General features: G+C 58.0%; 24 protein-coding genes. 15 read left to right on the top strand and 9 right to left on the bottom strand.

The annotated features are described in order from the left end of the window. Positions 1 to 62: 62 nt before the first annotated feature. On the bottom strand, positions 63 to 728 hold the full coding sequence (locus tag V7665_RS02805) for a Tim44/TimA family putative adaptor protein (protein ID WP_335663016.1): 666 nt from the start codon (positions 726 to 728) through the stop codon (positions 63 to 65). A gap of 277 nt (positions 729 to 1,005) precedes the next feature. Between V7665_RS02805 and secB the strand changes: the two genes are divergently transcribed. The 8 genes from secB to V7665_RS02765 all read left to right on the top strand — a co-directional run bounded on the left by secB (position 1,006) and on the right by V7665_RS02765 (position 8,431). Then, positions 1,006 to 1,548, top strand: coding sequence for a protein-export chaperone SecB (gene secB, locus V7665_RS02800; RefSeq protein WP_335663015.1), 543 nt, complete (start codon positions 1,006 to 1,008; stop codon positions 1,546 to 1,548). Positions 1,549 to 1,571: 23 nt separating this feature from the next. Next, positions 1,572 to 3,164, top strand: coding sequence for a murein biosynthesis integral membrane protein MurJ (gene murJ / locus V7665_RS02795; protein ID WP_335663014.1), 1,593 nt, complete (start codon positions 1,572 to 1,574; stop codon positions 3,162 to 3,164). Position 3,165: 1 nt separating this feature from the next. After that, complete coding sequence (trpS, locus tag V7665_RS02790) at positions 3,166 to 4,161, top strand: tryptophan--tRNA ligase (protein ID WP_335663013.1); 996 nt, start codon at positions 3,166 to 3,168, stop codon at positions 4,159 to 4,161. A gap of 77 nt (positions 4,162 to 4,238) precedes the next feature. Continuing rightward, positions 4,239 to 5,522: a UDP-N-acetylglucosamine 1-carboxyvinyltransferase gene (murA, locus tag V7665_RS02785; protein ID WP_335663012.1), complete on the top strand. Its 1,284-nt coding sequence runs from the start codon at positions 4,239 to 4,241 to the stop codon at positions 5,520 to 5,522. A gap of 85 nt (positions 5,523 to 5,607) precedes the next feature. Then, entirely contained in the window at positions 5,608 to 6,018 is a 411-nt protein-coding gene (locus V7665_RS02780) for a nuclear transport factor 2 family protein (RefSeq protein ID WP_335663011.1), read from the top strand. 13 nt (positions 6,019 to 6,031) lie between these two features. Beyond that, the gene (locus V7665_RS02775; protein WP_335663010.1) at positions 6,032 to 6,373 is read left to right on the top strand and encodes a putative quinol monooxygenase; all 342 of its coding nucleotides are present in this window, start codon (positions 6,032 to 6,034) and stop codon (positions 6,371 to 6,373) included. 18 nt (positions 6,374 to 6,391) lie between these two features. After that, on the top strand, positions 6,392 to 7,639 hold the full coding sequence (locus tag V7665_RS02770; protein WP_335663009.1) for a cytochrome P450: 1,248 nt from the start codon (positions 6,392 to 6,394) through the stop codon (positions 7,637 to 7,639). Between the two features lie 27 nt (positions 7,640 to 7,666). Beyond that, positions 7,667 to 8,431 carry an SDR family oxidoreductase gene (locus V7665_RS02765; protein ID WP_335663008.1) on the top strand — a complete coding sequence of 255 codons (765 nt, stop codon included), beginning with the start codon at positions 7,667 to 7,669 and terminating at the stop codon, positions 8,429 to 8,431. A gap of 84 nt (positions 8,432 to 8,515) precedes the next feature. Here V7665_RS02765 and V7665_RS02760 read toward each other — a convergent pair whose 3' ends face one another. The 3 genes from V7665_RS02760 to V7665_RS02750 form a co-directional block, all read right to left on the bottom strand. Then, positions 8,516 to 9,247: a hypothetical protein gene (locus tag V7665_RS02760; protein ID WP_335663007.1), complete on the bottom strand. Its 732-nt coding sequence runs from the start codon at positions 9,245 to 9,247 to the stop codon at positions 8,516 to 8,518. A 113-nt stretch (positions 9,248 to 9,360) separates the two neighbouring features. Further along, positions 9,361 to 9,798, bottom strand: coding sequence for a DUF1330 domain-containing protein (locus V7665_RS02755; protein ID WP_335663006.1), 438 nt, complete (start codon positions 9,796 to 9,798; stop codon positions 9,361 to 9,363). A gap of 10 nt (positions 9,799 to 9,808) precedes the next feature. Beyond that, on the bottom strand, positions 9,809 to 10,360 hold the full coding sequence (locus tag V7665_RS02750; protein ID WP_335663005.1) for a GNAT family N-acetyltransferase: 552 nt from the start codon (positions 10,358 to 10,360) through the stop codon (positions 9,809 to 9,811). A gap of 69 nt (positions 10,361 to 10,429) precedes the next feature. Here V7665_RS02750 and V7665_RS02745 point away from each other — a divergent pair, with 69 nt between their 5' ends. Both V7665_RS02745 and rarD read left to right on the top strand, forming a co-directional pair. After that, positions 10,430 to 10,675: a hypothetical protein gene (locus V7665_RS02745; protein WP_335663004.1), complete on the top strand. Its 246-nt coding sequence runs from the start codon at positions 10,430 to 10,432 to the stop codon at positions 10,673 to 10,675. A 74-nt stretch (positions 10,676 to 10,749) separates the two neighbouring features. Continuing rightward, entirely contained in the window at positions 10,750 to 11,670 is a 921-nt protein-coding gene (rarD, locus tag V7665_RS02740; protein ID WP_335663003.1) for an EamA family transporter RarD, read from the top strand. A 13-nt stretch (positions 11,671 to 11,683) separates the two neighbouring features. On the opposite strand, the gene pyrC is transcribed toward rarD, so the two are convergent. After that, complete coding sequence (gene pyrC / locus V7665_RS02735) at positions 11,684 to 12,733, bottom strand: dihydroorotase (RefSeq protein WP_335663002.1); 1,050 nt, start codon at positions 12,731 to 12,733, stop codon at positions 11,684 to 11,686. Between the two features lie 101 nt (positions 12,734 to 12,834). Between pyrC and ygfZ the strand changes: the two genes are divergently transcribed. Further along, positions 12,835 to 13,578 carry a CAF17-like 4Fe-4S cluster assembly/insertion protein YgfZ gene (ygfZ, locus tag V7665_RS02730; RefSeq protein WP_335663001.1) on the top strand — a complete coding sequence of 248 codons (744 nt, stop codon included), beginning with the start codon at positions 12,835 to 12,837 and terminating at the stop codon, positions 13,576 to 13,578. A 129-nt stretch (positions 13,579 to 13,707) separates the two neighbouring features. Here the strand turns inward: ygfZ and V7665_RS02725 are convergent, their stop codons facing one another. From V7665_RS02725 to hisS, 4 genes are all read right to left on the bottom strand, one after another. Further along, on the bottom strand, positions 13,708 to 14,451 hold the full coding sequence (locus V7665_RS02725; RefSeq protein WP_335663000.1) for a DUF4167 domain-containing protein: 744 nt from the start codon (positions 14,449 to 14,451) through the stop codon (positions 13,708 to 13,710). 237 nt (positions 14,452 to 14,688) lie between these two features. Further along, positions 14,689 to 15,525: a peptide chain release factor N(5)-glutamine methyltransferase gene (gene prmC, locus V7665_RS02720; RefSeq protein WP_335662999.1), complete on the bottom strand. Its 837-nt coding sequence runs from the start codon at positions 15,523 to 15,525 to the stop codon at positions 14,689 to 14,691. After that, positions 15,518 to 16,594, bottom strand: a complete 1,077-nt coding sequence (gene prfA, locus V7665_RS02715) for a peptide chain release factor 1 (RefSeq protein WP_335662998.1) — start codon at positions 16,592 to 16,594, stop codon at positions 15,518 to 15,520. Before prfA ends, prmC begins: the two co-directional genes overlap by 8 nt. Next, entirely contained in the window at positions 16,591 to 17,838 is a 1,248-nt protein-coding gene (hisS, locus tag V7665_RS02710; RefSeq protein ID WP_335662997.1) for a histidine--tRNA ligase, read from the bottom strand. Before hisS ends, prfA begins: the two co-directional genes overlap by 4 nt. 119 nt (positions 17,839 to 17,957) lie before the next feature. On the opposite strand from hisS, the gene V7665_RS02705 reads away from it, so the two are divergent. From V7665_RS02705 to sucC, 4 genes are all read left to right on the top strand, one after another. Next, the gene (locus V7665_RS02705) at positions 17,958 to 19,898 is read left to right on the top strand and encodes a M61 family metallopeptidase (protein WP_335662996.1); all 1,941 of its coding nucleotides are present in this window, start codon (positions 17,958 to 17,960) and stop codon (positions 19,896 to 19,898) included. A 14-nt stretch (positions 19,899 to 19,912) separates the two neighbouring features. Next, positions 19,913 to 20,449, top strand: a complete 537-nt coding sequence (gene ppa / locus V7665_RS02700; protein ID WP_335662995.1) for an inorganic diphosphatase — start codon at positions 19,913 to 19,915, stop codon at positions 20,447 to 20,449. An 85-nt stretch (positions 20,450 to 20,534) separates the two neighbouring features. Next, positions 20,535 to 20,852, top strand: a complete 318-nt coding sequence (locus V7665_RS02695; RefSeq protein ID WP_335662994.1) for a hypothetical protein — start codon at positions 20,535 to 20,537, stop codon at positions 20,850 to 20,852. A gap of 131 nt (positions 20,853 to 20,983) precedes the next feature. Next, positions 20,984 to 22,183 (top strand): ADP-forming succinate--CoA ligase subunit beta, encoded by a 1,200-nt coding sequence (gene sucC, locus V7665_RS02690; protein ID WP_335662993.1) that lies wholly within the window; start codon positions 20,984 to 20,986, stop codon positions 22,181 to 22,183. The last annotated feature ends 136 nt before the right edge of the window (positions 22,184 to 22,319 follow it).

Here is a 22,319-nt window from a genome sequence, read left to right as displayed (position 1 = left end):
ACATCGTCATTGCCCCGAAAAGCGCCACGATTTTCATGATATTGTCCCTTGGCGAGCGAGGGTCAGGCCTCATCGGTTTCGTCGAGCAACCAATTGGGATCGGCACTGGATAGATCGCGGCTGAAGGTCCAGACATCGTGGGTTTCGGCCGCGTCGGACAGCGAGCCACCAATCAGATTGCCCTTTTTGTCTTTGACCACCGACGCGATATCAGCATCAAATTGCACCGTGATGCGTGCCACAGGCCGACGATATTCGGCGGCCGAAATACGCGCACTGTCGATTCGCACCAGCTGATTTGCAAGGACTTCGCCGCGCTTTTCCCGCGCATCGATGACATCAGCGAAGCTTTCGTAAACATCTTCATCACAAAGGGATTTCAATTCTTCCTTGTCGCCCTTCCAGAAGGCTTCGAGAATCATCTCATAGGCCGCTTGTGATCCCTCGACGAACCGGCCGACATCAAAATTGCGGTCAGCGCTGAGGATTTCACGCATCCCGGTTTCGGCGCTGCTGTCATAGACCATCGTCGGCGCTCCGGCAGGTGCGGGAACGATATCCGGAACATGCGGTTTGGCATCTTCCAATGGCCTGCGATCATTGGCACGGGGTTCAACGTTGCGCGGCATATGTTCCTGCTCATGACCGCTGCGCTTGCCCAGCACCGAATAGAGACGCAAGCCGAGAAAGGCCGCTACCATAGCCAATAATACAATTTCGATGGTCACTTCAGTATCCAATCTTTTCTTTGACCCTATACATAGGCAGAAATAGGGGCGGTTTCAAATGGCATTAGTGAAAAAGCCGCTTTGCCGCAATTGGCCAGCCTCTTCTACCGGCCAATTTGTGAACCTGCGCTTACAAATATACCGGCATGGCGGGCTCCTCGATAGCGGTTTACTCTTTCATTGCCCTTGGTTCCATCCCCTGCTAGGCGCGCTGCGAATGGCGCATCAATATGCGCCAAAGGACATGTTTGACCAATTTTCCGAAAGGACAGACCCGATGGCTGATGATAATGAAAAAAACGAATCCGAAGCGAAACCCACCGGGAATGTGACGACTCCGGACCCGCTCGCCAATGGCGCGGACACCCAGCCACAGATCGGCGTGATTTCGCAATATGTGAAGGACCTGTCGGTCGAAAATCCCAACGCACCGGACGTCTATCAGTGGAACGCACAGCCACAGATTGATGTGCAGTTCAATATCGGTTCTTCGCAGATCTCTGATGAAGTCCACGAAGTCGAACTGAAGATCGACGTCACCGCCAAATCGGATGAAGGCGTCGCATTCGCCATAGAGCTGCTATATTGCGGTCTTTTCGGTCTGCGCAACGTCTCCGAAGAGCAGGGACATCCGTTTCTGTTTGCCGAAGCGCCGCGGCTTCTCTTCCCCTTTGCCCGGGCAATTATTTCCGACGCCGTGCGCGATGCCGGATTCCAGCCCTTGCTGCTCGAGCCGATTGATTTCACCGCGCTCTATCTGCAGCAGCGCGAACAGATGGCGGCACAGCAATCGGGCGAGCAACCGGTTGGTAACGCCTAAACAACCTTGCTAGGATAGCAGGCATGAACCTGCTGAAATCCACCGGAACCATCGCCGGGCTGACTCTGGTCAGCCGTGTTTTCGGCTTTGTCCGCGACATCATGCTGGCCCGGATCCTCGGAGCCGGCGCCGCAGCGGACGCCTGGCAGCTGGCGTTTCAGCTGCCCAATATTTTTCGCCGGCTATTCGCCGAAGGCGCGTTTTCGGCCGCCTTCGTGCCGCTGTTCAACCGCAAGATGGAAGAGGATGAAGAGCGCACGGCGGCGCAGAAATTCGCAATCGACGTGCTTTCGGTTTTCGTGCCGCTGCTTTTGGCCTTTTCAGCGGTGATGATGCTCGCCATGCCCGGCATCATCTGGCTGATTGACGATTTCGGCAGAGGTGGCCGGATGGACGATTTTTCGGTTTCGCTGGCCCGGATCACCTTTCCCTATCTCGGGCTGATCAGCATCACCACATTGTTCGCGGCGATATTGAACTCGCTCAGCCGGTTCGCGGCAGCGGCAGCGGCACCGATCATGCTGAATATCTGCATGATCACCGCTTTAATCGCCTCCTATCTGGTCAATGACGGGAACGACCCGCGCCAGACCGCCTATTTTCTGGCAATGGCCGTGGCCACCGCCGGACTGGTGCAGATGCTCTGGCTCTATTATTGGGCGCGCAAGACCGGGTTCCGCTTCCCCCTCAAAATGCCCCGGGTCAATGCCGATGTGAAGGAACTGGGCATACTCATCCTGCCGGCCGTTTTCGGCGCCGGCATCTATCAGATCAGCCGCTTCATCGACCTGTTCTTCCTCGGCCGCTTGCCGGAAGGGTCGTTCGTCTATCTGGCCATGGCGGATCGCCTGAACCAGCTGCCGCTCGGGATTATCGGCATTGCCCTGGGGACCGCCATCCTGCCGGCGCTGTCGCGATTCATCGCCAAGGATGATCTGGGCGGGGCACAGCGCCTGCAAAGCAACGCGATTGAGCTGGCGATGTTGCTGACCATTCCCGCCGCGATTGCCCTGTTCTTCGCCGCCGGGCCCTTGGTCACGTCCTTTTATGTCGGCGGGAATTTTCTGGCGAGCGATGGCGAGACAACGGCCAATGTCGTGGCGGCTCTGGTGGTTGGACTCCCCGCATATGTATTGGTCAAAGTGCTCATCCCTGGTTTCTTTGCCCGGAAAGACACCAGGACCCCCGTCTATACAGCGGGGATTTCCCTGATCATCAACGTCAGCCTCAATCTCCTGCTGATCCCGATCTATGGCATTGTCGGCCTCGCATTTGCGGGCGCGATAGCCGCCTGGTGCAATTGTGCCATGCTCTATTACATGCTCCATTCGCGCGGACATTTTCATATCGAATGGTCCCTGTTGCTGCGTATAGGAAGAATCACTTTCTCCGCTGCCGGCATGGCAGCGGTGCTGGTCTATGCAGCGCCGATCGGGGAAAGCATGTATGACGGCACGATATGGCAACGAGTCGGTTCGATCACCGCTCTGGTCAGTGTCGGCGGGCTGGTTTATGCGGCGCTCGCATGGCTGACCGGCGCAATCGACCGTGACAAGATCACCATGCTGACCAAGAAGAAAGCGGCAGAAGCAGCCGCAAACGAAGAAAGTTTGTAACATGCGGACGGTATCTGGCATCCAGCCCACGGGGAATCTCCATCTCGGCAATTATCTGGGCGCGATCAAGAATTGGGTAAAGATGCAGGACGAGGGGGAATGCCTGTTTTTCCTGGCCGATCTTCACGCGATCACGGTGCACAATGACCCTGCTGAACTGGCCGCCAATTGCCGCGAAATGGTCGCCGCGCTGGTCGCCGCCGGAGTCGATCCCGAGAAATCGATCCTGTTTAATCAGGCCCGTGTGCCGGCCCATGCCGAACTGGCATGGATGCTGATCTGCAACACCCCAATGGGCTGGCTCGACCGGATGACCCAGTTCAAGGAAAAGTCGGGCAAGCACAAGCAGCGAGCCTCGCTCGGCCTCTACGGCTATCCGGTGCTGCAGGCAGCCGATGTGCTGGTCTATCAGGCGACCCATGTGCCGGTCGGCGAAGACCAGAAACAGCATCTCGAACTGGCCCGCGATATTGCCTCAAAGTTCAACAGCGATACCGGCACCGAAACCTTTGTCCTGCCCGAACCGTTTATCGGCAAGACCGCAGCCCGGATCATGAGTCTGCGCGACGGCAATGCGAAAAGGAGCAAGTCCGATCCGTCCGACCTCAGCCGGATCAACATGAGCGATGATGACGAGACGATCGCGCGGAAATTTAAAAAGGCCAAGACCGATCCCGAACCGCTGCCCGACAATATGGCGGATCTCGCCGACCGCCCGGAAGCGAGAAATCTGATCGGCATCTACGCCGCGCTCGCCGACCAATCGCAAGACGCGGTGCTCGCCGAATATGCCGGCAAGGGCTTTGGCGATTTCAAGCCGGCGCTCGCCGATCTGGCGGTCAGCAAATTGTCACCCATTCGCCAGCGGTTTGAAGAACTGCGCAAGGACCAGACAGCGATTGACGCGATTTTGCGCGATGGTTCGGAAAAAGCCTCGGTGATGGCGCGACCGACAGTGGAAGCCGCTTATGCCGCGCTCGGGTTGCTGCGAAACTAGCGCCCCATGCCGCAGCGCCCGGTTGCAACCGGTGCAATAGACTTGCCTGCCTCGCCATTTTCGGTAAATGCTAGTCCATGGATATTATCTCAATACGCGGCGGCAATCGCCTGTCAGGCACGATTCCCATTTCGGGAGCCAAGAATAGCGCTCTAACCTTGCTGCCATGCGCGCTGCTGACCGATGAACCGGTCACCCTGCGCAACCTGCCGCGGCTCGCCGATGTCGACAGTTTCGGCCATCTGCTCAACCAGCTCGGCGTTTCCACCACCATCGAAGGGGCAAGGCCGGAAGATTTCGGCCGGGTCATGACGCTCAAGGCCGGCCGGATCACCTCGACCGAAGCGCCCTATGATATTGTTCGCAAGATGCGGGCGTCGATCCTGGTACTGGGTCCGCTGTTGGCGCGCGCCGGCGAATGCCGGGTATCGCTGCCCGGCGGCTGCGCGATCGGCAACCGGCCCATCGACCTGCATCTCAAAGCAATCGAAGCGCTCGGCGCCAGCATTGAAACAACCAGTGGCTATGTGATCGCCCGCGTGCCCGATGGCGGCTTGCCCGGCGGGAATTTCTCATTTCCGGTGGTTTCGGTCGGAGCAACGGAAAATGCGTTGATGGCGGCCGTGCTGGCAAACGGAACAAGCATCCTCAAAAATGCTGCCCGGGAACCGGAAATTGTCGATCTGTGCAACATGCTGGTTGCCATGGGTGCAGAAATCGAGGGCATTGGCTCGTCGACGCTCACCATTTCCGGTGTCGATCGGCTGCACGGCTGCACCTATCGCGTGATGTCGGACCGGATCGAAGCGGGCAGCTATGCCTGCGCAGTCGGCATTGCCGGCGGCGAAGTCGATCTGCTGGCCGCCAAGGCGGATGAAATGGAAGCGACCCTGGACGCGCTGCGGCTGGCTGGCCTGGATATCGATATCCATGCCAAGGGCATCCGGGTGGCGTCCGATGGCAAGCTCAAACCGCTCACCCTGTCGACTGCCCCCTATCCCGGCCTGGCCACCGATATGCAGGCGCAGCTGATGGCGATGCTGTGTCTCGCCGACGGTGCCAGCGTGCTGACCGAAACGATTTTCGAAAATCGCTATATGCATGTGCCGGAACTCAACCGGATGGGCGCGGATATCGAAACCAAGGGCCGCACCGCCGTGGTCCGGGGCGTCAAGAAACTGACCGGCGCGCCGGTGATGGCGACCGATCTGCGCGCCTCGATGAGTCTGGCGATTGCCGGACTGGCAGCAGAAGGCGAAACCCGGCTGCAACGCATCTATCACCTCGACCGCGGCTACGAGCGGCTGGAAGAGAAACTCGCCGCAGTAGGCGCCGATATCGAACGGATCAGCGGCGATTGATCGCCCCCCGCTAGCACTTATGGCAGCTTGTCATTGCGGCACTTTTGCCGTGTAGTCTCTCCCATAATAAGGAGAGGATGAGTCCATGTTTTCAGGACCAATAGAAGACCGGCTGGCGATTCGGGAATTGCACGATGCCTATTGCGATGCCGTGCTGCGCAAGGATCCCGACGACTGGGGTGCGCTGTGGACGGAAGACGCGATCTGGTCGCTGATGGGTACCGAAGTGGTTGGCCGGACCAATATCGTCAATCTATGGAACGGCGCCATGGGCCAATTTGATGCGGTCAGCTTCCTCGGCATACCGGGCAGCCTTGCCGTCACTGGCGACACCGCATCGGGTCGCTATCAGACCCATGAAATATTGGTCGAAAAAGGCGAGCCGCGCATTGCCGGCGGACGCTATGACGATGAATTTGTCAAAATCGACGGCCAATGGCTCTACAGCAAACGCATATTCAATGTTGTTGCCCAGATTGGCGGAAACAAGATTTAGGAGAATTTGGAAAATGGCAAAAATATTGATCGCAGCCCATATTGATGTGGACCCGGCGACACGCGAAGAATGTCTGAAAAAAGCGCAGCCCTATATCGATGGTGCGCTGAGCCAGGAAGGCTGCCTCTGCTATAGCTGGGCCGCCGACATGCACAATCCGTCCCGCATCGAAGTGTTTGAAGAATGGACCGATGAAGAGGCCCTCGCCCAGCATTTCAAGGATGTCCATTATTCCAGCATGCTTGCCCATATCGGCAGCTTTGGCCTGATCAATGCCGTCAGCGCCAAATATCGGGTGGATGCCGAAGGGCCGGTCTATAATGCAGAAGGCAAACCGACACCGTCGTTTGACTAATTTGAACAGGAATTTGCCATGAACGAAGCAGTATCCAAATCTCTTTTCCAACCGGACATCCTGGCCGATCCGTTTGATTTCTATGAAGAGAAACGCGCCGAGAGCCCGGTCTTTTTTGATGAAGCCAGCGGCACCTATGTCGTTCTCGATTATGACCTGATCTCGGAAGCTGTGGGTCGACTGGATGATTTCTCTAATAATTTCAACGCCTTGCTTTCCGGCGGAAAATCCGACGAAGAGCTTGCAAATGATGAGGAAGTGCAGGCCATTCAGGCCCAGGGCTTCCCGCAGGTCAACACGCTGCTGACCGCCGACCAGCCGGTGCACACGCGGTTCCGCAAACTGGTCAATCTTGCTTTCTCCATGCCCAAAGTGAACAAGCTGGAAGACAGTATGCGGGAAATGTCGAACGAGCTGATCGACAATTTTATCGACAAGGGCGAATGCGAATTTGTCAGTGAATATGCGATCCCGATGCCGGTCCGGACCATTGCCGTGCAACTGGGCCTCGATGTCGCCGACGCCAGCACGATCAAGCGCTGGACCAATGCTTTTGTCGACCGCCTGTCCGGCATGATGACCCGCGAACGGCAATTGGAAACCGAACGCGAGGTGGTGGAATATCAGCACGCGCTCAAAGCCAATATGGACGAGCGCCGCAAGGAAGCGAAAGACGATATCCTGTCCGACCTGGTCAACGCCCAGGTTGATGGCGAGCGGCCGCTTGATGATGCGGAATCCCTGTCGATCGTGCAGCAGCTGATGGTCGCCGGCAATGAAACCACAACTGCGGCGCTGGGCGAAGGCATGCGGCTGTTCGCGACCAATCCCGATCAGTACAAGAAAATCCAGGATGATCCTTCGCTGATCCCCAATGCGGTCGAAGAAGTGCTGCGCATGTCGAGCGGTTCGTCGGGCATCTGGCGGGTGATGCACCGGGATGCCGAACTGGGCGGCGTGATGCTGCCCAAGGGAGCGATGGTGATGATGCGCTATCACGCCGCCAACCGCGACCCCAAGCAGTTTGAAAATCCCAATGAATTTCAGGTCGACCGCAAGAATGCGCGGACCCACCTGGCGTTCGGCAAGGGCATTCACATGTGTGTCGGCAATATGCTGTCGCGCAAGGAAATGACGGTATCGTTCCAGCAATTCGCCAAACGGATGGACAATATCCGGATCCAGGAAGGCGCTGAACTGCGCTATCCGCCCAACATGATGCTGCGCGGACTGGCCAATCTGCCGATCCTGTTCGACAAGAAATAGACCAGAAAACAGGAACATATGATGGGCATGATGGACGGAAAAGTCGCACTGATTTCAGGCGGCGCAGAAGGTATTGGCGGAACCGCCGGACAGCGCGTTATCGAGGAAGGCGGCTCGGTAATGCTGGCCGATATCCAGATCGACAAGGCGCGCGCGCATGCAGCAGCGCTGGGCGAACGCGCCGAAGCGGTTGAGCTGGATGTGCGCAATCTCGATCAGTGGCAAGCCGCGGTCGATGCCACCAAGAAGCGCTTTGGCAAGATGACGACCCTGTTCAACGTCGCCGGTATCTCGGAACCGGGATCGGTCGACGAGGTCGATCTCGATAGCTGGAACCGGACGATTGATATCAATCTCCAGGGCACTTTTTATGGCTGCCGCGTCGGACTCCCGGCGATCATCGAAAGCGGTGAGGACGGCGCGATCGTCAATATCGGCTCGATGCTGGCAATGCGTCCCGGTGCGCAATTTGCGGCCTATTGCGCCAGCAAGGCAGCGGTGACAGCGCTGAGCAAATCACTCGCCCTCCACTGCGCTGCGGAAAAATATCCGGTGCGGGTCAACACCGTGCATCCCGGCGCAATCGATACGCCAATGTACCAGCGCTATCTCGCTGCCTATCCCGGCCCGCATGACGAGGCTGTGGAGCTGTTCAACCGCAACCATCCGATCAACCGGGTCGGTCAGGCGGTTGAAGTCGCCAATGCGATGCTATGGCTGGCCAGCGACCTGAGCAGCTTCACGACTGCCAATGATATCACGGTTGATGGTGGCGGCAGCTACCGGGAATGAAGGGGTGAAAAAAGGTGGCCGGAGCGGGCCACCTTCAACCGCCGGACAGATTGAAATGCGATATCCGGCGATGGTTCTGCCAAACTAACTCCCGTTGCTGGCGACGATATCGACAACCGTTCCACCGCCCGACCGCTTGTTCAGGGTGATCACATAGGCATCGTCAGCATTTGCTTTTGAGCCGCCCAGAACATGCTCGGTGCCCCGCAACAGATATTCGGCGTCATATCCACCACGTTTTGCCTGGGTATAATAATAATCGACAATGCTCTTGATCGGCGTCGCGGTGGTAAAGCTGACCACGCGAAGGTCGCATTTGCCAGCCGCTTCCTGCACATTCGCTTTTGGATATACCATAAATTCCGGCGGCATTTTGTTGGCCCAGCCCATATCATAGGTCAGTTTTTCCTTGCAGACGGGCTTGTTCTGGCGCGCCTCTTGCAGCTCGGCCTTGTCCCCCAGTGTCAATCCTTCATCGTCCGACGTCATCTGCCGGGGCGTCGGCGCACTTAGGATTTTGCCGCCAAGCACAGCCTTTGCTACGGCTCGTCCATCTTCACCAGTGCCCGGCGGGACCGATCCGTCCGCCGCACCATTGGCCCCGCGAATGGCATTGCGGTTGGCCTGGTCCGTGAGATCGGGGTCAACGAGGATCGCATCTTCCAGCGCATCATTCATCGCCGGGTCAGAGGTCAGATTGTCATCCAGCTTTGCCAGCTCTTCGTCGCTGGCTTCATTGCTGCCGCAGGCTGCAAGCGTCAGAGGCAGCGCAAAAGCCGCAGCGGACAACCAAAGGGAACGGGAAAGATTAGACATGCAAATTGCTCCTGAATTTAGGGAAACACATGCATCAAAAAGCGTTAATATTTCGTTAGGGAAACTGGTTAATCCGGTGACTCTTTGTTAACCTTTTGTCTCATTTCGGGATTTTAGCCGAACGTGTCCGGTCCATCCATTTCACCGAATCGGATCAGGCGGGAGGTGAGAACAGCGGCCTGACGATTGATCACGGCTTTTTGATAAGCCGGGTCGGTAACCATTTCCAAGAAGGCGGCGCTATTTGGATAGCGGGCGATGAAGGAGGAGTCCCACTGCTTGTCATCGGGCCCGATCACCATAGATTCCATCTGCCCCCGCCAGAGGATCGTACCGCCAACCCGCGCGAAAATCGGTCCGCTGGTCTTGCCATATTCTTCATAGGCGCGCGCGCCGCTCCATCCCTTGCCGGCATTGGGATGATCGGCCGGATATTGCGCCGCCTCATGAAAGCGGAGCAGATTGAGCATATTGATCGGCACATCGCGCGGCAGCGCCTTGAATGCATCAAAACTTTCCCGTGTGGGATCAAGATAGCGATCTTCGGCCATGGCGGCTCTCCTATTCGAACTGTTTTCTATTCTGCATCCACTGATCGCGCGATTGCCCCCAGTCGTCAACCTGCGCATCCTGAAAGGGGTCGGGCAGCTTTGTCGGCCCGCGATTGGTCGAGCCAAGCCGCTCCGCCAATCTGATCGAGGCGTGATTTTTCGGATCGATCGTATGACAGATATCGCTCCAGGCGAGCGTATCAACGGCATAGTTCATACTCGCAACCGCGGCTTCCAGCGCATAGCCCTTCCCGGCAAATTCGGGCGCGACAGCCCAGCCCACTTCCTTGGCGGGCCAGCCTTCGGGATACCAGGGTCCGATCCGGCCAATCCACTGCCCGCTGTCCTTGAGAATGAGCGAGAACATCGCATAGCCGCGCACATGCCAGGCCCCGACCATGGCGCAGAGAACGCGCCAGGATTCTGCGCGGCTTTTGACCCCGCCAATATAAGTCATGGTGGCTTCATCCGCCTGAAATGCGGCCCAGCCTTCAAAATCGTCGCCATTGGGCGGGCGCAAGATCAACCGCTCCGTTTCAATTCTGATGTCATCAATAGCCATGGCCTGCCTCCGTCCCGCAAACATTCAGCCTACTCTGACCATATTGATTTGCAAATGCTTGAAATGGAGGTGCACTATGTATATAATACAGTTATGTTCAATCTGATCTCCATTTTCATCGGCATCATTGCCCTCATCCTCTCCTTTATCGGCCTGGTGCCGCTGCTGGGCTGGACCAACTGGCTGATCCTGCCAATTGCCGGCATTGGTGCCCTGTTTGGCCTGATCTCCTCACGCACCAGCGGCATGAATTTCTGCATGATTGTCATGGGTCTTTGCGCCTTGCGGCTCTGGATTGGCGGCGGCATCATCTGAACCTGTTGCCGATTTTTCCGGACAATCAGATTTCTTGATTGCCCGGCGGCAGCGCTAAGCTTAAGCGCTGCGAAATGTTCAGTCCGCTATCCACCAGCCGCATAGGCCTGATTCAGGCGCTGACGGCTTGCGTCTGCTGGGGCTTGTTGCCGGTCTATTTCAAGCTGCTGCAAAGCGTCGACCCGCTGGAAATTGTCGCCCATCGCATCATCTGGTCCGTGCCGCTGCTGCTGATCATCCTCTATTTCCGGAAAAGCCTCCCCAGTCTGGGATCCGCGCTGATGAATCCTAAAATGCGCTGGACGATGCTGGCCAGCGCCTGCCTGATCGCTACCAACTGGCTGATCTATGTCTGGGCGGTAAACAAAGACCATATTCTGGCCGCCAGTCTTGGCTATTTTATCAGCCCGCTGCTCACCGTCCTGATGGGCCGGGTTTTTCTGGGTGAGCCGCTGTCCGGCAAAAAGTGGCTTGCCATTGCGATCGCGGCAACGGGGGTTTCGGTGCTGGCCGTGCAAGCGCTGGACACACTCTGGATCAGTCTCGCTCTGGCAGCGTCCTGGAGCAGCTATGCGCTGGTCCGCAAAATTGCCGATATAGGACCGATGGTGGGCCTGACGGCAGAAACCGGCATATTATTCCTGCCCTTCATTTTGCTTCTGGTCTGGCTGACCTTCGTGATGCCAGCTTCTCCCTCGAGCACACATCTCGGCGATGATCGTACGATTACCCTGTTGCTGATCGGTGGCTCCTTCGTCACCGCCATTCCGCTGCTTCTGTTCGCGGCGGCGGTCAAGAAAATGACCCTCGGCGCCATCGGTGTACTGAACTATCTGGCACCGACGATCCAGTTTCTGGTTGGCACATTCATCTACAACGAGCCGCTGTCGCCATCCCACATCATTTGCTTCGGGCTCATCTGGATCAGTCTGGCGCTTTATTCGACCGATTCCTATCTGGCTGGCAGGTCGGCGCGGAACACGCATCCCGCCTGAGTGCGCTGGTGGTTCAGGACTGAACAATCCGCCACTTCAGAGCAGAGCCGGCATGAAATGGGACCAGTGTGGAGCCGGCAGATTCAATATCGTCCGGCACCTGAATATCGCTCCGTTCCAGGCTGATCATCGCTTCATTGACCGGCAAGCCGTAAAAATTGGCGCCATGTACCGATGCAAAACCCTCCAGCCGGTCGAGCGCGCCCTCTTCGTCAAACACCGCCGCATAGCTTTCCAGCGCATAGGGCGCGTTGAAAATTCCGGCACAGCCGCAGGCCGATTGCTTGGCGTGAATTTCGTGCGGTGCACTGTCGGTGCCGAGAAAATATTTGGCTGAGCCGGACGTGGCCGCCTTGCGCAGCGCCAGCCGGTGCATTTCGCGCTTCGCCACCGGCAGGCAATAGGCATGCGGACGAATCCCGCCAGCAAACATGGCATTGCGATTGATATGCAGATGGTGCGGCGTGATCGTTGCCGCGACATTGGCACCGGCGCCATCAACAAACTGCACCGCCTGCGCGGTCGTGATATGTTCGAACACCAGCTTCAGGCCCGGCAGTGCCCGAATCAGCTTGTCCAATATCCGCTCGATAAACACCGCTTCGCGATCGAATATATCGATATCGCCGTCGGTCACTTCGCCATGCACCAGCAGCGGCATGCCGATATCCTGCATCCGCTCCAACACCGGCATGATATGCGCGACGTCGGTCACACCATGGGCACTGTTGGTCGTGGCATTGGCGGGGTAGAGTTTCGCGGCGGTAAAAATGCCGGCACCATGGCCGGAAGCAATGTCGTCGGCATCGGCATCATCGGTGAGATAACAGGTCATCAGCGGGGTAAAATCGGATCCGGCCGGCAAAGCCGCCATGATCCGGTCGCGATAGGCCGCCGCGTTGGCCGCGCTGGTCACCGGCGGTGACAGATTGGGCATGATGATGGCGCGGGCAAATTGCCGCGCGGTAAACGGCGCGACCGCCTCGAGCATCGCGCCATCGCGCAAATGAACATGCCAGTCATCGGGACGTCGGATGGTTATGCGGTCTATTGTCTCGGTCATTTTCTGTTCCGTTGATCCTGCGCCCGGCGAATAATGCATCATTTCGACAGGCCGGGTGCTGGCGGGTTGGTTTTCTGTTCCGAAACCCCTACCTAAATGCCATGACCGAAACCAGACTTAATGATCGCGCCATCATCCGGCTTTCCGCAACCGACGAGTCCGAAGACACAAGGCAGTTTCTGCAGGGACTGGTGACACAGGATATGGCGGCGGTGACAACGGGTGCGCCGCAATGGTCGGCACTGCTGACCGCGCAGGGAAAGGTGCTGTTCGATTTCCTGCTATGGTCAGACGGTGAAGACATATTGATCGACTGCGAAAAGGATCTGGCCGACGCCCTGGTCAAGCGCCTGAAACTCTATCGATTGCGCCGCAAGATCGAGATCGTCCGGGATGATCTGGTCGGCGTGCACTGGGCCTTGATGGCCGAAGACCGGCCGGTCGATCCGCGATTGCCGCTATTGGGGCATCGCTGGCTGGGTGATGCGGGCGATGGTGCAGGCACCGAAGAAGCCTATCGAAAGCATCGCCTGTCGCTTGGCGTGACCGAGGGCTCGGCAGAACTCGGCAGCGACAAGACATTATGGCTCGAATGCAATGCAGCGGAGCTCAATGGCGTCAGCTTTGCCAAGGGCTGCTACGTCGGACAGGAAAATACGGCGCGGATGAATTACCGGCAAAAGGTCAACCGGCGACTGGTCGTCGTGCCGATCGCCCAGGCCGATGAAAAGCGCCAGCGCATCGCTTATCCTGCCTATGGCCTGTCGGTTGAACATCGGCGCGTGGAAGATATCAAGGGGCTCGACCTGCCCGATTGGCTGGCCACAGCGATCCGGGACCAATAGCAGTACGAAATTCGCCTTGCCCCGATCCGGCCTAGCGCTGGATAGCAATGGGCAAGCGTCAGCGGCTGCGCGACGGGCAGCAGCCTTGGCTGCGATGCCCGTCAATATCCCAATTCAGCCAGGCAGCGCCTAGACAGCGTCGCTTTCTTTGGTTGCCCGCGGCTTGACCACCCGTTTTTTGCGAACAGGTTTCTTTTCAACCTCAACATCGGTCGACTGCAAAATCGCAGGCGGCAGCGCGCTGGCATCCAGGCCGTTGCTCTCGCCATTTTTTTCTGCGGTTTCGTTGTGGGCGGTTTCAATCTTGCGGGGACGCCGGCTGCGCACCGGTTTTTTCTCTTCCGGCGCTTCATTCGCGGCGATATCGTCGCGATCATTGCGATCGTTGCGATCATTTCGTTCATCGCGTTGTGGACGATTTTGCTGCGGCTGGGGACGGCTGCGCTGATTGTCACCATCATTGTCGCTATCATCATCCTGGCCATTGCCACGATTGTCGCTGCGATTGTCCGAGCGATTATCGCTACGATTGTCAGAGCGATTGTCAGGTCGATTGTCACTACGATTGTCCGGGCGATTGTCTCCGCGCGGTTCTTCGCGGGCGATCCGCTGTTCTTCGCGGCGGGCAATCGTATCGGCGTTGACCCGGAAATAATGATCGGCAAATTGATGATAATATTCGGCCTGGACGCGGTCGCCATTGACCTGCGCATCCTGCGCCATTTTCTTGAATTTATCGAGCATCTGCACGGCATTGCCGCGTGCGCGATTGTCTATCCGGTTATCGCGGTCCGATCCACCACTGCGGTTGCCCTGGGGACGATTATTGGTGTTCCGGCTGCGCCCACGGCGGCCGGGCTGACGATTGTTCATCAATTTTTAGGTATCCTTATACCGCTAATAAACTTGGTCTTTCTCAAGTCATAGCCACACTCTGGTGGCGATTGCGCCGCAGACAACCCGTCCACAGCGGCCCATACAAGACAAATGCACGCCGAAAACCAGCAACATTATCAAGTTGGGGGCAGGCCAGTGATTTAGGGAAAAAGCCAGAAATCCTCTGGGCCTGCGCCAGTCTTAGCGACTCGCTTCGGCAAAACCAAGTCCTTTTTACCGGCGGAGGATCAACAAACGGTCGTTGCCGCCTAAATCTTGCTTTAATTCAACATGATAGCCGATTTTTGTCGCCATTTCCGAAACCGGATTTGCCTGATCAAAGCCGATTTCGAGCAAGGCTGTTCCGGTTGGGGTCAGCAGCTTTTCCAGCGCGGGGATGATGATCTTATAGTCATCCAGCCCGTCTTCGCCGGCAAACAGAGCCCCCTTGGGTTCGAAATCGGCCACATCGGCGGACAATCGGGCGCCGGTTGCGACATAAGGCGGGTTGGCAAGGATCAGGTCAAAGCCGGATCCGAGCGAATTTGTCCAATCCGACAACGTCCAATCCAGCAGCAGAAATTTGGCCCGATCAGCCAATCCGAGCGCATCGGCATTATTATGGGCAATCTGCAGGGCGGCGGCACTGGCATCCATCCCCAGACCCCTGGCTTCGGGAAATTCGCTAAGTGCCGCGAGCACCAGCGCACCACTGCCCGTGCCCAGATCAACGATCTGCTGCGGATGCGCGGATGCGAATATGCGAACCGCCTCCTCGATCAGCAATTCGCTGTCGGGACGGGGAATCAGGACATCGGGCGTGACCTGAAAGTCGAGGCCCCAGAATTCCTTCTTGCCGATGATATGGGCAATCGGTTCGGACCGCTGGCGCCGTTCGACCAGTGCGGGAAAATCGGCTGGCGCGTTCAGCTCGGGCAGTTTCAGCAGCAGCTCGGACCGCTCCATCTGCAAGCCATGCGCCATCAGCAATTCCGCGTCGAGCCGAGGACTGTCGGAAATGTCGGCCAGTCTCTGCGCCACTTCGCGCAGCGCGCTGGCCGCGTCACCCATCGAGATTGGCAAGCCGGCTGGCTTCATCCTCCGCGATCAGCGCGTCGATCATTTCGCCAAGCGCCGTGCCCTCGATAATCTCGGGCAGCTTGTGCAGCGTCAGGTTGATCCGGTGGTCGGTCACCCGGCCTTGCGGATAATTATAGGTGCGGATGCGCTCCGAACGATCACCGGAACCAACCATCGACTTGCGCGCTTCGGCTTCCTCGCTTTGCACCGCATCGCGTTCCTGCTCGTAGAGCCGCGCTGCCAGCACCTTCATCGCCTGCGCCTTGTTCTTGTGCTGCGACTTGCCGTCCTGGCATTGCACGACGAGCCCGGTCGGCAAGTGAGTGATGCGGATCGCGCTGTCGGTCTTGTTGACATGCTGACCGCCGGCGCCACTCGCCCGGTAGGTGTCGATGCGCAGGTCTTCGGTGCGGATCTTGATATCGACTTCTTCCGGCTCCGGCAGGATCGCCACCGTCGCCGCAGACGTATGAATACGCCCGCCGCTCTCGGTTTCCGGAACCCGCTGGACCCGGTGCACGCCGGATTCGAACTTGAGCTTGGCGAACACGCCTTTGCCCTGGATATTGGCGACGACTTCCTTGAAGCCGCCGACTTCCGAGGCATTGGCGGAGATCATCTCGACCTTCCAGCCCTGATCCTCGGCATAGCGCGTATACATGCGGTACAGATCACCGGCAAAGAGCGCCGCCTCGTCGCCGCCGGTGCCAGCGCGAATTTCGAGCATCGCCGGTCGGTCATCGGCGCTGTCCTTGGGCAGCAATTGCAAAGCCAGCGCATGTTCGGCCGCGGCCAGCGCCTTTCTGACGCCGTCCACTTCGTCCGAAGCCATTGCCTTCATCTCGGCATCATCGCCTGCCAGCATTTCGGCCAGGCCTTCCTGCTCGTCGCGCAGGGATTTTACATTGGCCGCAGCGATCGCGACCGGTTCAATCTCGGCATATTCCTTGGAGACGGCGACGAATTTGTCGCTGTCGAGATCGCCCGAGGCCATCATCGCCTGCAGTTCGGCAAAGCGCGCTTCGATTTGCGCTATTCTTTGAGGGGTGATGCTGGTCATGCAGTCAAAGCCTCGACCAGCCCGCCCAACAGGATTTCGCGCTGATCGCCGGTTGCCAGATTTTTGACCGCTGCCACACCGTTGGCCAATTCACTTTCGCCGATAATCACCACATGAGCCGCGCCCGCAGCATTGGCCTTTTGCATCCGCTTTTTCATATTGCCCTTATAGGCCATCTCACAGCCGATGCCGGATTTGCGCAATTCACCCATGAGTTTCATCGCTGCCGCTTCGCAACCATCACCTAAAGGAATAAAAATGGCCTCGGGGCCACGCTTTTCGGGCTCGTCCAGCAACATCCCCAACCGCTCGATCCCGGCGGCCCAGCCGACAGCCGGCGTATGCGGCCCGCCAAGCGATTCCATCAGGCCGTCATAGCGACCACCAGCCAGCACCGTGCCTTGCGCGCCGAGCCGGTCGGTGACAAATTCAAACGCCGTGTGCCGGTAATAGTCGAGCCCGCGCACCAGCCGGCTGTTGCGCGTCCATGCCACGCCGCAGGCATCCAGACCTTCGGTCACCTGCGCGAAAAACTCCTTCGCTTCGCTCGACAGATAGGCGTCAATATCGGGAGCCACATCGGCAATCGGGCGGTCCTGCCGTTCCTTGCTGTCGAGAATCCGCAGCGGGTTACGCTCCAACCGGTCCTGACTGTCTGCCGACAAGTCCGCTTTATGCGCCTGGAAATGTTCGACCAGCGCGTCGCGCCAGGCATCCCGGCTTTCCGCATCGCCCAATGTATTGAGCTGCAGGGTCACGCCATCATCGATGCCCAGCTCCTTCAGCAGCTGATCGGCAAAGCAAAGCAATTCGACATCCGCCGCTGCTTCGCCCGCGCCGATAATCTCCGCATCCAGCTGGTGAAACTGCCGGTAGCGGCCTTTTTGCGGCCGTTCATAGCGGAACAGCGGCCCGTGTGCCGACAGCTTCAGCGGCACATGCTGCTGCCAGCCATTGCTCAGAAACGCGCGGCAGATGCCGGCGGTAAATTCGGGCCGCAGGGTCAGGCTGTCGCCGCCGCGATCCTCGAAACTGTACATTTCCTTCGACACCACGTCGGTGGTCTCGCCGAGCGAGCGGGCAAAGACCGCGGTCGGTTCAAACACCGGCATTTCGACGCCCTTGAAACCGTAGAGCCGCCGCACGCGCTCGAACGTCTCGACCACGTGGCTGAACCGCTCCTGATCTTCACCAAATATGTCCTGCGTGCCGCGCACCGGCTGGGGTGTCTGTATCTTTGCCATGGGCAGCCTTTAGCCAGTGCAGCGGCAAAGCGGAAGTGGCTTATTTCCACCAAGCCTCTGGACGAATGTTCCAAAATCCCTCATTCACGCGCGCTGATCACTATAGGGGTTTTCTTCACATGCGTCTGGTTGGCATATTGGGTCTGGTCTTGGCCCTCACCATTTCCACAACAGCGACCGCGATGCCGGACAGTCTGAGCAAACCAACCTATGTCGCACCGCAGGAGACGATCCCGCCGCCGCAGGACATTGCCTATCCCGGCACCATGACTTTGCAGGTCGATGCCCGCGATCATGACCAGGGCATATTCCGCGTCACCCAAACGAGTCCGGTAGTCGGGGCTGGTCGCCTGACCCTGCTCTACCCCGAATGGCTGCCCGGCAATCACGCCCCGCGCGGCGAGATTGAGAAGCTCACCGGTCTCGAGTTTACCGCCAACGGACAAAAACTCCCATGGGTCCGCGACGATGTTGACGTCTTCGCCTTTCACCTGACGGTGCCTGAAAATGTCAGCGCAATCACCGCGACATTCCAGTTTGTCTCGGCGACCACCAGCAGCCAGGGCCGTATCGTCATGGCGCCATCGATGCTCAACCTGCGCTGGCATCAGGTTTCGCTCTATCCCGCCGGCTATTATGTCCGCCAGATTCCGGTCGAGGCGACCGCCATCTATCCCGATGGCTGGCAAGCGGCGAGCGCCCTGCGTCCGAAATCGACCACCGGCAACACAATCGTCTATGAAAAAACCGACTATGACACTTTGGTCGACAGTCCGGTCTTTGCCGGACAATATTTTCAGAGCCTTCCGCTGACCAGTCGCGTCCATCTCAATATTGTTGCCGATGATGCAAAATTCCTGAAACCCGAAAAAGACCAGATCGCTGTGCACAGCAAGCTGGTCAAGGAAGCGGAAGCCCTGTTCGGCAGCCATCCCTATGACCGCTATGACTTCCTGCTGGCGCTGACTGATGAAATGGGCGGCATTGGTCTGGAGCATCATCGTTCTTCCGAAAATGGGGTGAACCGGGAATATTTTACCGATTGGGACAGTGGGCCGGGCCGCCGCAACCTGCTGCCGCATGAACTCACCCATGCGTGGAACGGCAAATATCGTCGCCCCGCCGGCATGTGGACGCCCGATTTCCGGCAACCGATGCGCGACAATCTGCTGTGGGTCTATGAAGGGCAGACGCAATTCTGGGGCTATGTGCTGGGCGCGCGATCCGGTCTCTATTCGAAGCAGGATACGCTCGACGCGCTTGCGGCGATCGCGGCCGGCATGGACCAGCGAGTCGGACGAGGCTGGCGCCCGTTGATTGACACCACCCATGACCCGATCATTGCCGCCCGGCGGCCCAAGCCGTGGGACAGCTGGCAGCGGTCCGAGGATTATTATAATGAAGGCCTGCTGATCTGGCTCGAAGCCGACCAGATCATCCGCCGCGAATCGGGTGGCAGCAAATCGCTGGAAGATTTTGCCCGGGCCTTTTTTGGTGGCAAGAATGGCGACTGGGGCGTGGTCACCTATGAGCGGGAAGATGTTGTCACAGCGCTTGGCAAGGTCCAGCCCTATGACTGGGGCCAGTTTATTGAAGAGCGGGTTTACCAAACCGGCACCGAAGCACCCAAAAACGGCCTGCTACTCGGCGGCTATCGGCTGGTCTTTGTCGATACGCCGAGCGCCTTCATACTGGCCAATGACAAGCGCCGCAAACAGCTCGACCTCAGCTACAGCATTGGCCTGATCATGGGCGGCAAGGGGGCGATAAAGTCGGTGATCTGGGACAGTCCGGCGTTCAACGCGGGTCTGAAATCCGGTCTCACCATCTCGGCAGTCAATGGCAAGGCCTATAGCGACGAAGCGCTCAAGCAGGCGATCGAGGAAAATCGCGGCGGCGAAGGCAAGATCGAAATTTTTGCGAAAAATGGTGAGGCCTACCATAATTTTATGGTCGACCATTCCGGCGGCCTGCGCTATCCGGCGCTCGAGAAAATCACCGGAGAGGGTGTTGATCAAGAAGGCGGCATAGACCGGCTGTTGCAACCAAAAACCAGATAAGGACCCCCTTTTCCATGGACATTAACAAAATCCCGATCGGCGATAATCCGCCGGAAAGCCTGAACGTCGTTATTGAAGTTCCGGTTGGCGGCGAACCCGTCAAATATGAATTTGACAAGGCCTCCGGCGCGCTGTTTGTCGACCGTATCCTGCACACGCCGATGCGCTATCCGGCCAATTACGGTTTCATCCCGCACACTTTGTCACCCGATGGTGACCCGCTTGATGCGCTGGTTGTCGCCCGTTCGCCGTTCATGCCCGGCTGCGTCGTGCGCTGCCGGCCGATTGCCGTACTCAACCTCGAAGACGAACATGGCGGCGATGAGAAACTGCTCTGCGTCCCGATTGACGCGACATTCCCTTATTATCGCAAGATCGACGAAGGCAATGATCTGCCCGAAATCGTGATGCAGCAGATCGAGCATTTCTTCACCCATTATAAAGACCTCGAACCCGAAAAATGGGTGCGGGTCGGCAAATGGGGCGACGCCGACGAAGCACGGCGAGTCGTGCTCGAAGCGATCGAACTGGCGAAGCAAAACAAGTCCTGATATAAATCGGTTGGTGCTGAGCTTGTCGAAGCACGCTGATGGGGCCAGACAGGCCCTTCGTCAGGCTCAGGGCTAACGGAACAATATGATGAAAATATCTATAGTCGTTGTCGTACTTGCAATGACCGCCGCCCTCGCGGGTTGCGCTACCCCCGAAACCCGGGTTCGCAACGGGCTGATGGGTGCGGGATTGTCCGCACCCATATCAGCCTGCATGGCCGACCGGATGGTGGATCGCCTGTCGCTCGGCCAGCTCAACAAGCTCAATGGTCTGGGCAAACTGAGAAAACGCAATGCCGGTGATGTGACATTCAAGGAATTTGTCAAACAGACCCGCTCGCTGCAGGATCCCGAAATCCTCGGCGTTGTCACCAGCTCTGGCGTTATTTGCGCGATCAAATAGCGGCCCCATCAAAAATGCGAGCAGGATTCACAGCTCTATAACCAAGCGAGGGCTGGAAATCCCTATCCAACTGTGCTTTAGCCCCCTCAAGACTCACTATTTCCACCAACGAAAGGCATTGCCTCTCTCCCATGAACATTCACGAATATCAGGGCAAAGAATTGCTCGCCAAACACGGCATTGCCGTTCCTGCCGGCTATGCCGCGCTCACCGTTGAAGAAGCGGTCGCCGCAGCCGAAAAACTTCCCGGGCCGCTTTATGTGGTCAAGGCGCAGATCCACGCGGGTGGTCGCGGCAAGGGCAAATATAAGGAACTGGGTCCCGATGCCAAAGGCGGTGTCCGGCTGTCGAAATCGATCGACGAAGTGCGCGCCAATGCCGAGGAAATGCTGGGCAATACTCTGGTCACCATCCAGACCGGCGACGATGGCAAGCAGGTCAACCGGCTCTATGTCACCGACGGCGTCGATATCGAGAAGGAATTTTACCTCTCGATGCTGGTCGACCGGGCCAGTGGCCGGGTTGCGATTGTCGTCTCCACCGAAGGCGGGATGGATATCGAGGATGTTGCGCACAACACACCGGAAAAGATCAAGACGATCACCATTGATCCGGCCCAGGGCTTCATGCCGCATCATGGCCGGACCATCGCCTTCGCGCTCGGCCTGGCAGGCGACCTCAACAAGCAGGCGCAGAAACTCGGCAAGAAACTCTACGACGCCTTCATGGCAATGGATTGCGAGATGGTCGAGATCAACCCGCTGGTGGTGACCGAGGATCAGCAACTGATCGTGCTCGACACCAAGATGAGCTTCGACGGCAACGCGCTGATGCGCCATCCCGATATCGCCGCGCTGCGCGACGAGACCGAAGAAGACCCGGCAGAAGTCGAAGCGAGCAAATCCGACCTCGCCTATATCAAGCTCGACGGCAATATTGGCTGCATGGTCAATGGTGCCGGGCTGGCGATGGCGACGATGGATATCATCAAGCTCAATGGCGCCTTTCCAGCCAATTTCCTCGACGTTGGCGGCGGCGCGACCAAGGAAAAGGTCACCGCAGCGTTCAAGATCATCCTCGCCGATCCGGCGGTTGAAGGCATTCTCGTCAACATCTTTGGCGGCATCATGAAATGCGACATCATCGCCGAGGGCATTGTTGCCGCGGCCAAGGAAGTCGACCTCGACGTGCCACTGGTGGTCCGTCTGGAAGGCACCAACGTCGCCGAGGGCAAGGAAATTCTTGCCAACAGCGGCTTGCCGATCGTGTCGGCCGATGATCTGGGCGATGCCGCAAGGAAGATCGTCGCACAGGTAAAAGCAGCGGCCTGAAGTTACTTAAGCCTCTCCCCTTCAGGGGAGGGGTTGGGGTGGGGCATGTCCTCACTCGCAAATTCGGAGGCTGGCATCGAGCCAGCCTCCTCATAACCCACCCCTTTCCCCTCCCTTGAAAGGGAGGGGTTAAATG

Origin of the sequence: Parasphingorhabdus sp. (assembly GCF_036964675.1) — a bacterium.
In the GTDB taxonomy this organism is placed as follows: Bacteria; Pseudomonadota; Alphaproteobacteria; order Sphingomonadales; family Sphingomonadaceae; genus Parasphingorhabdus.
This window is presented reverse-complemented; position numbering and strand designations above follow the sequence as displayed.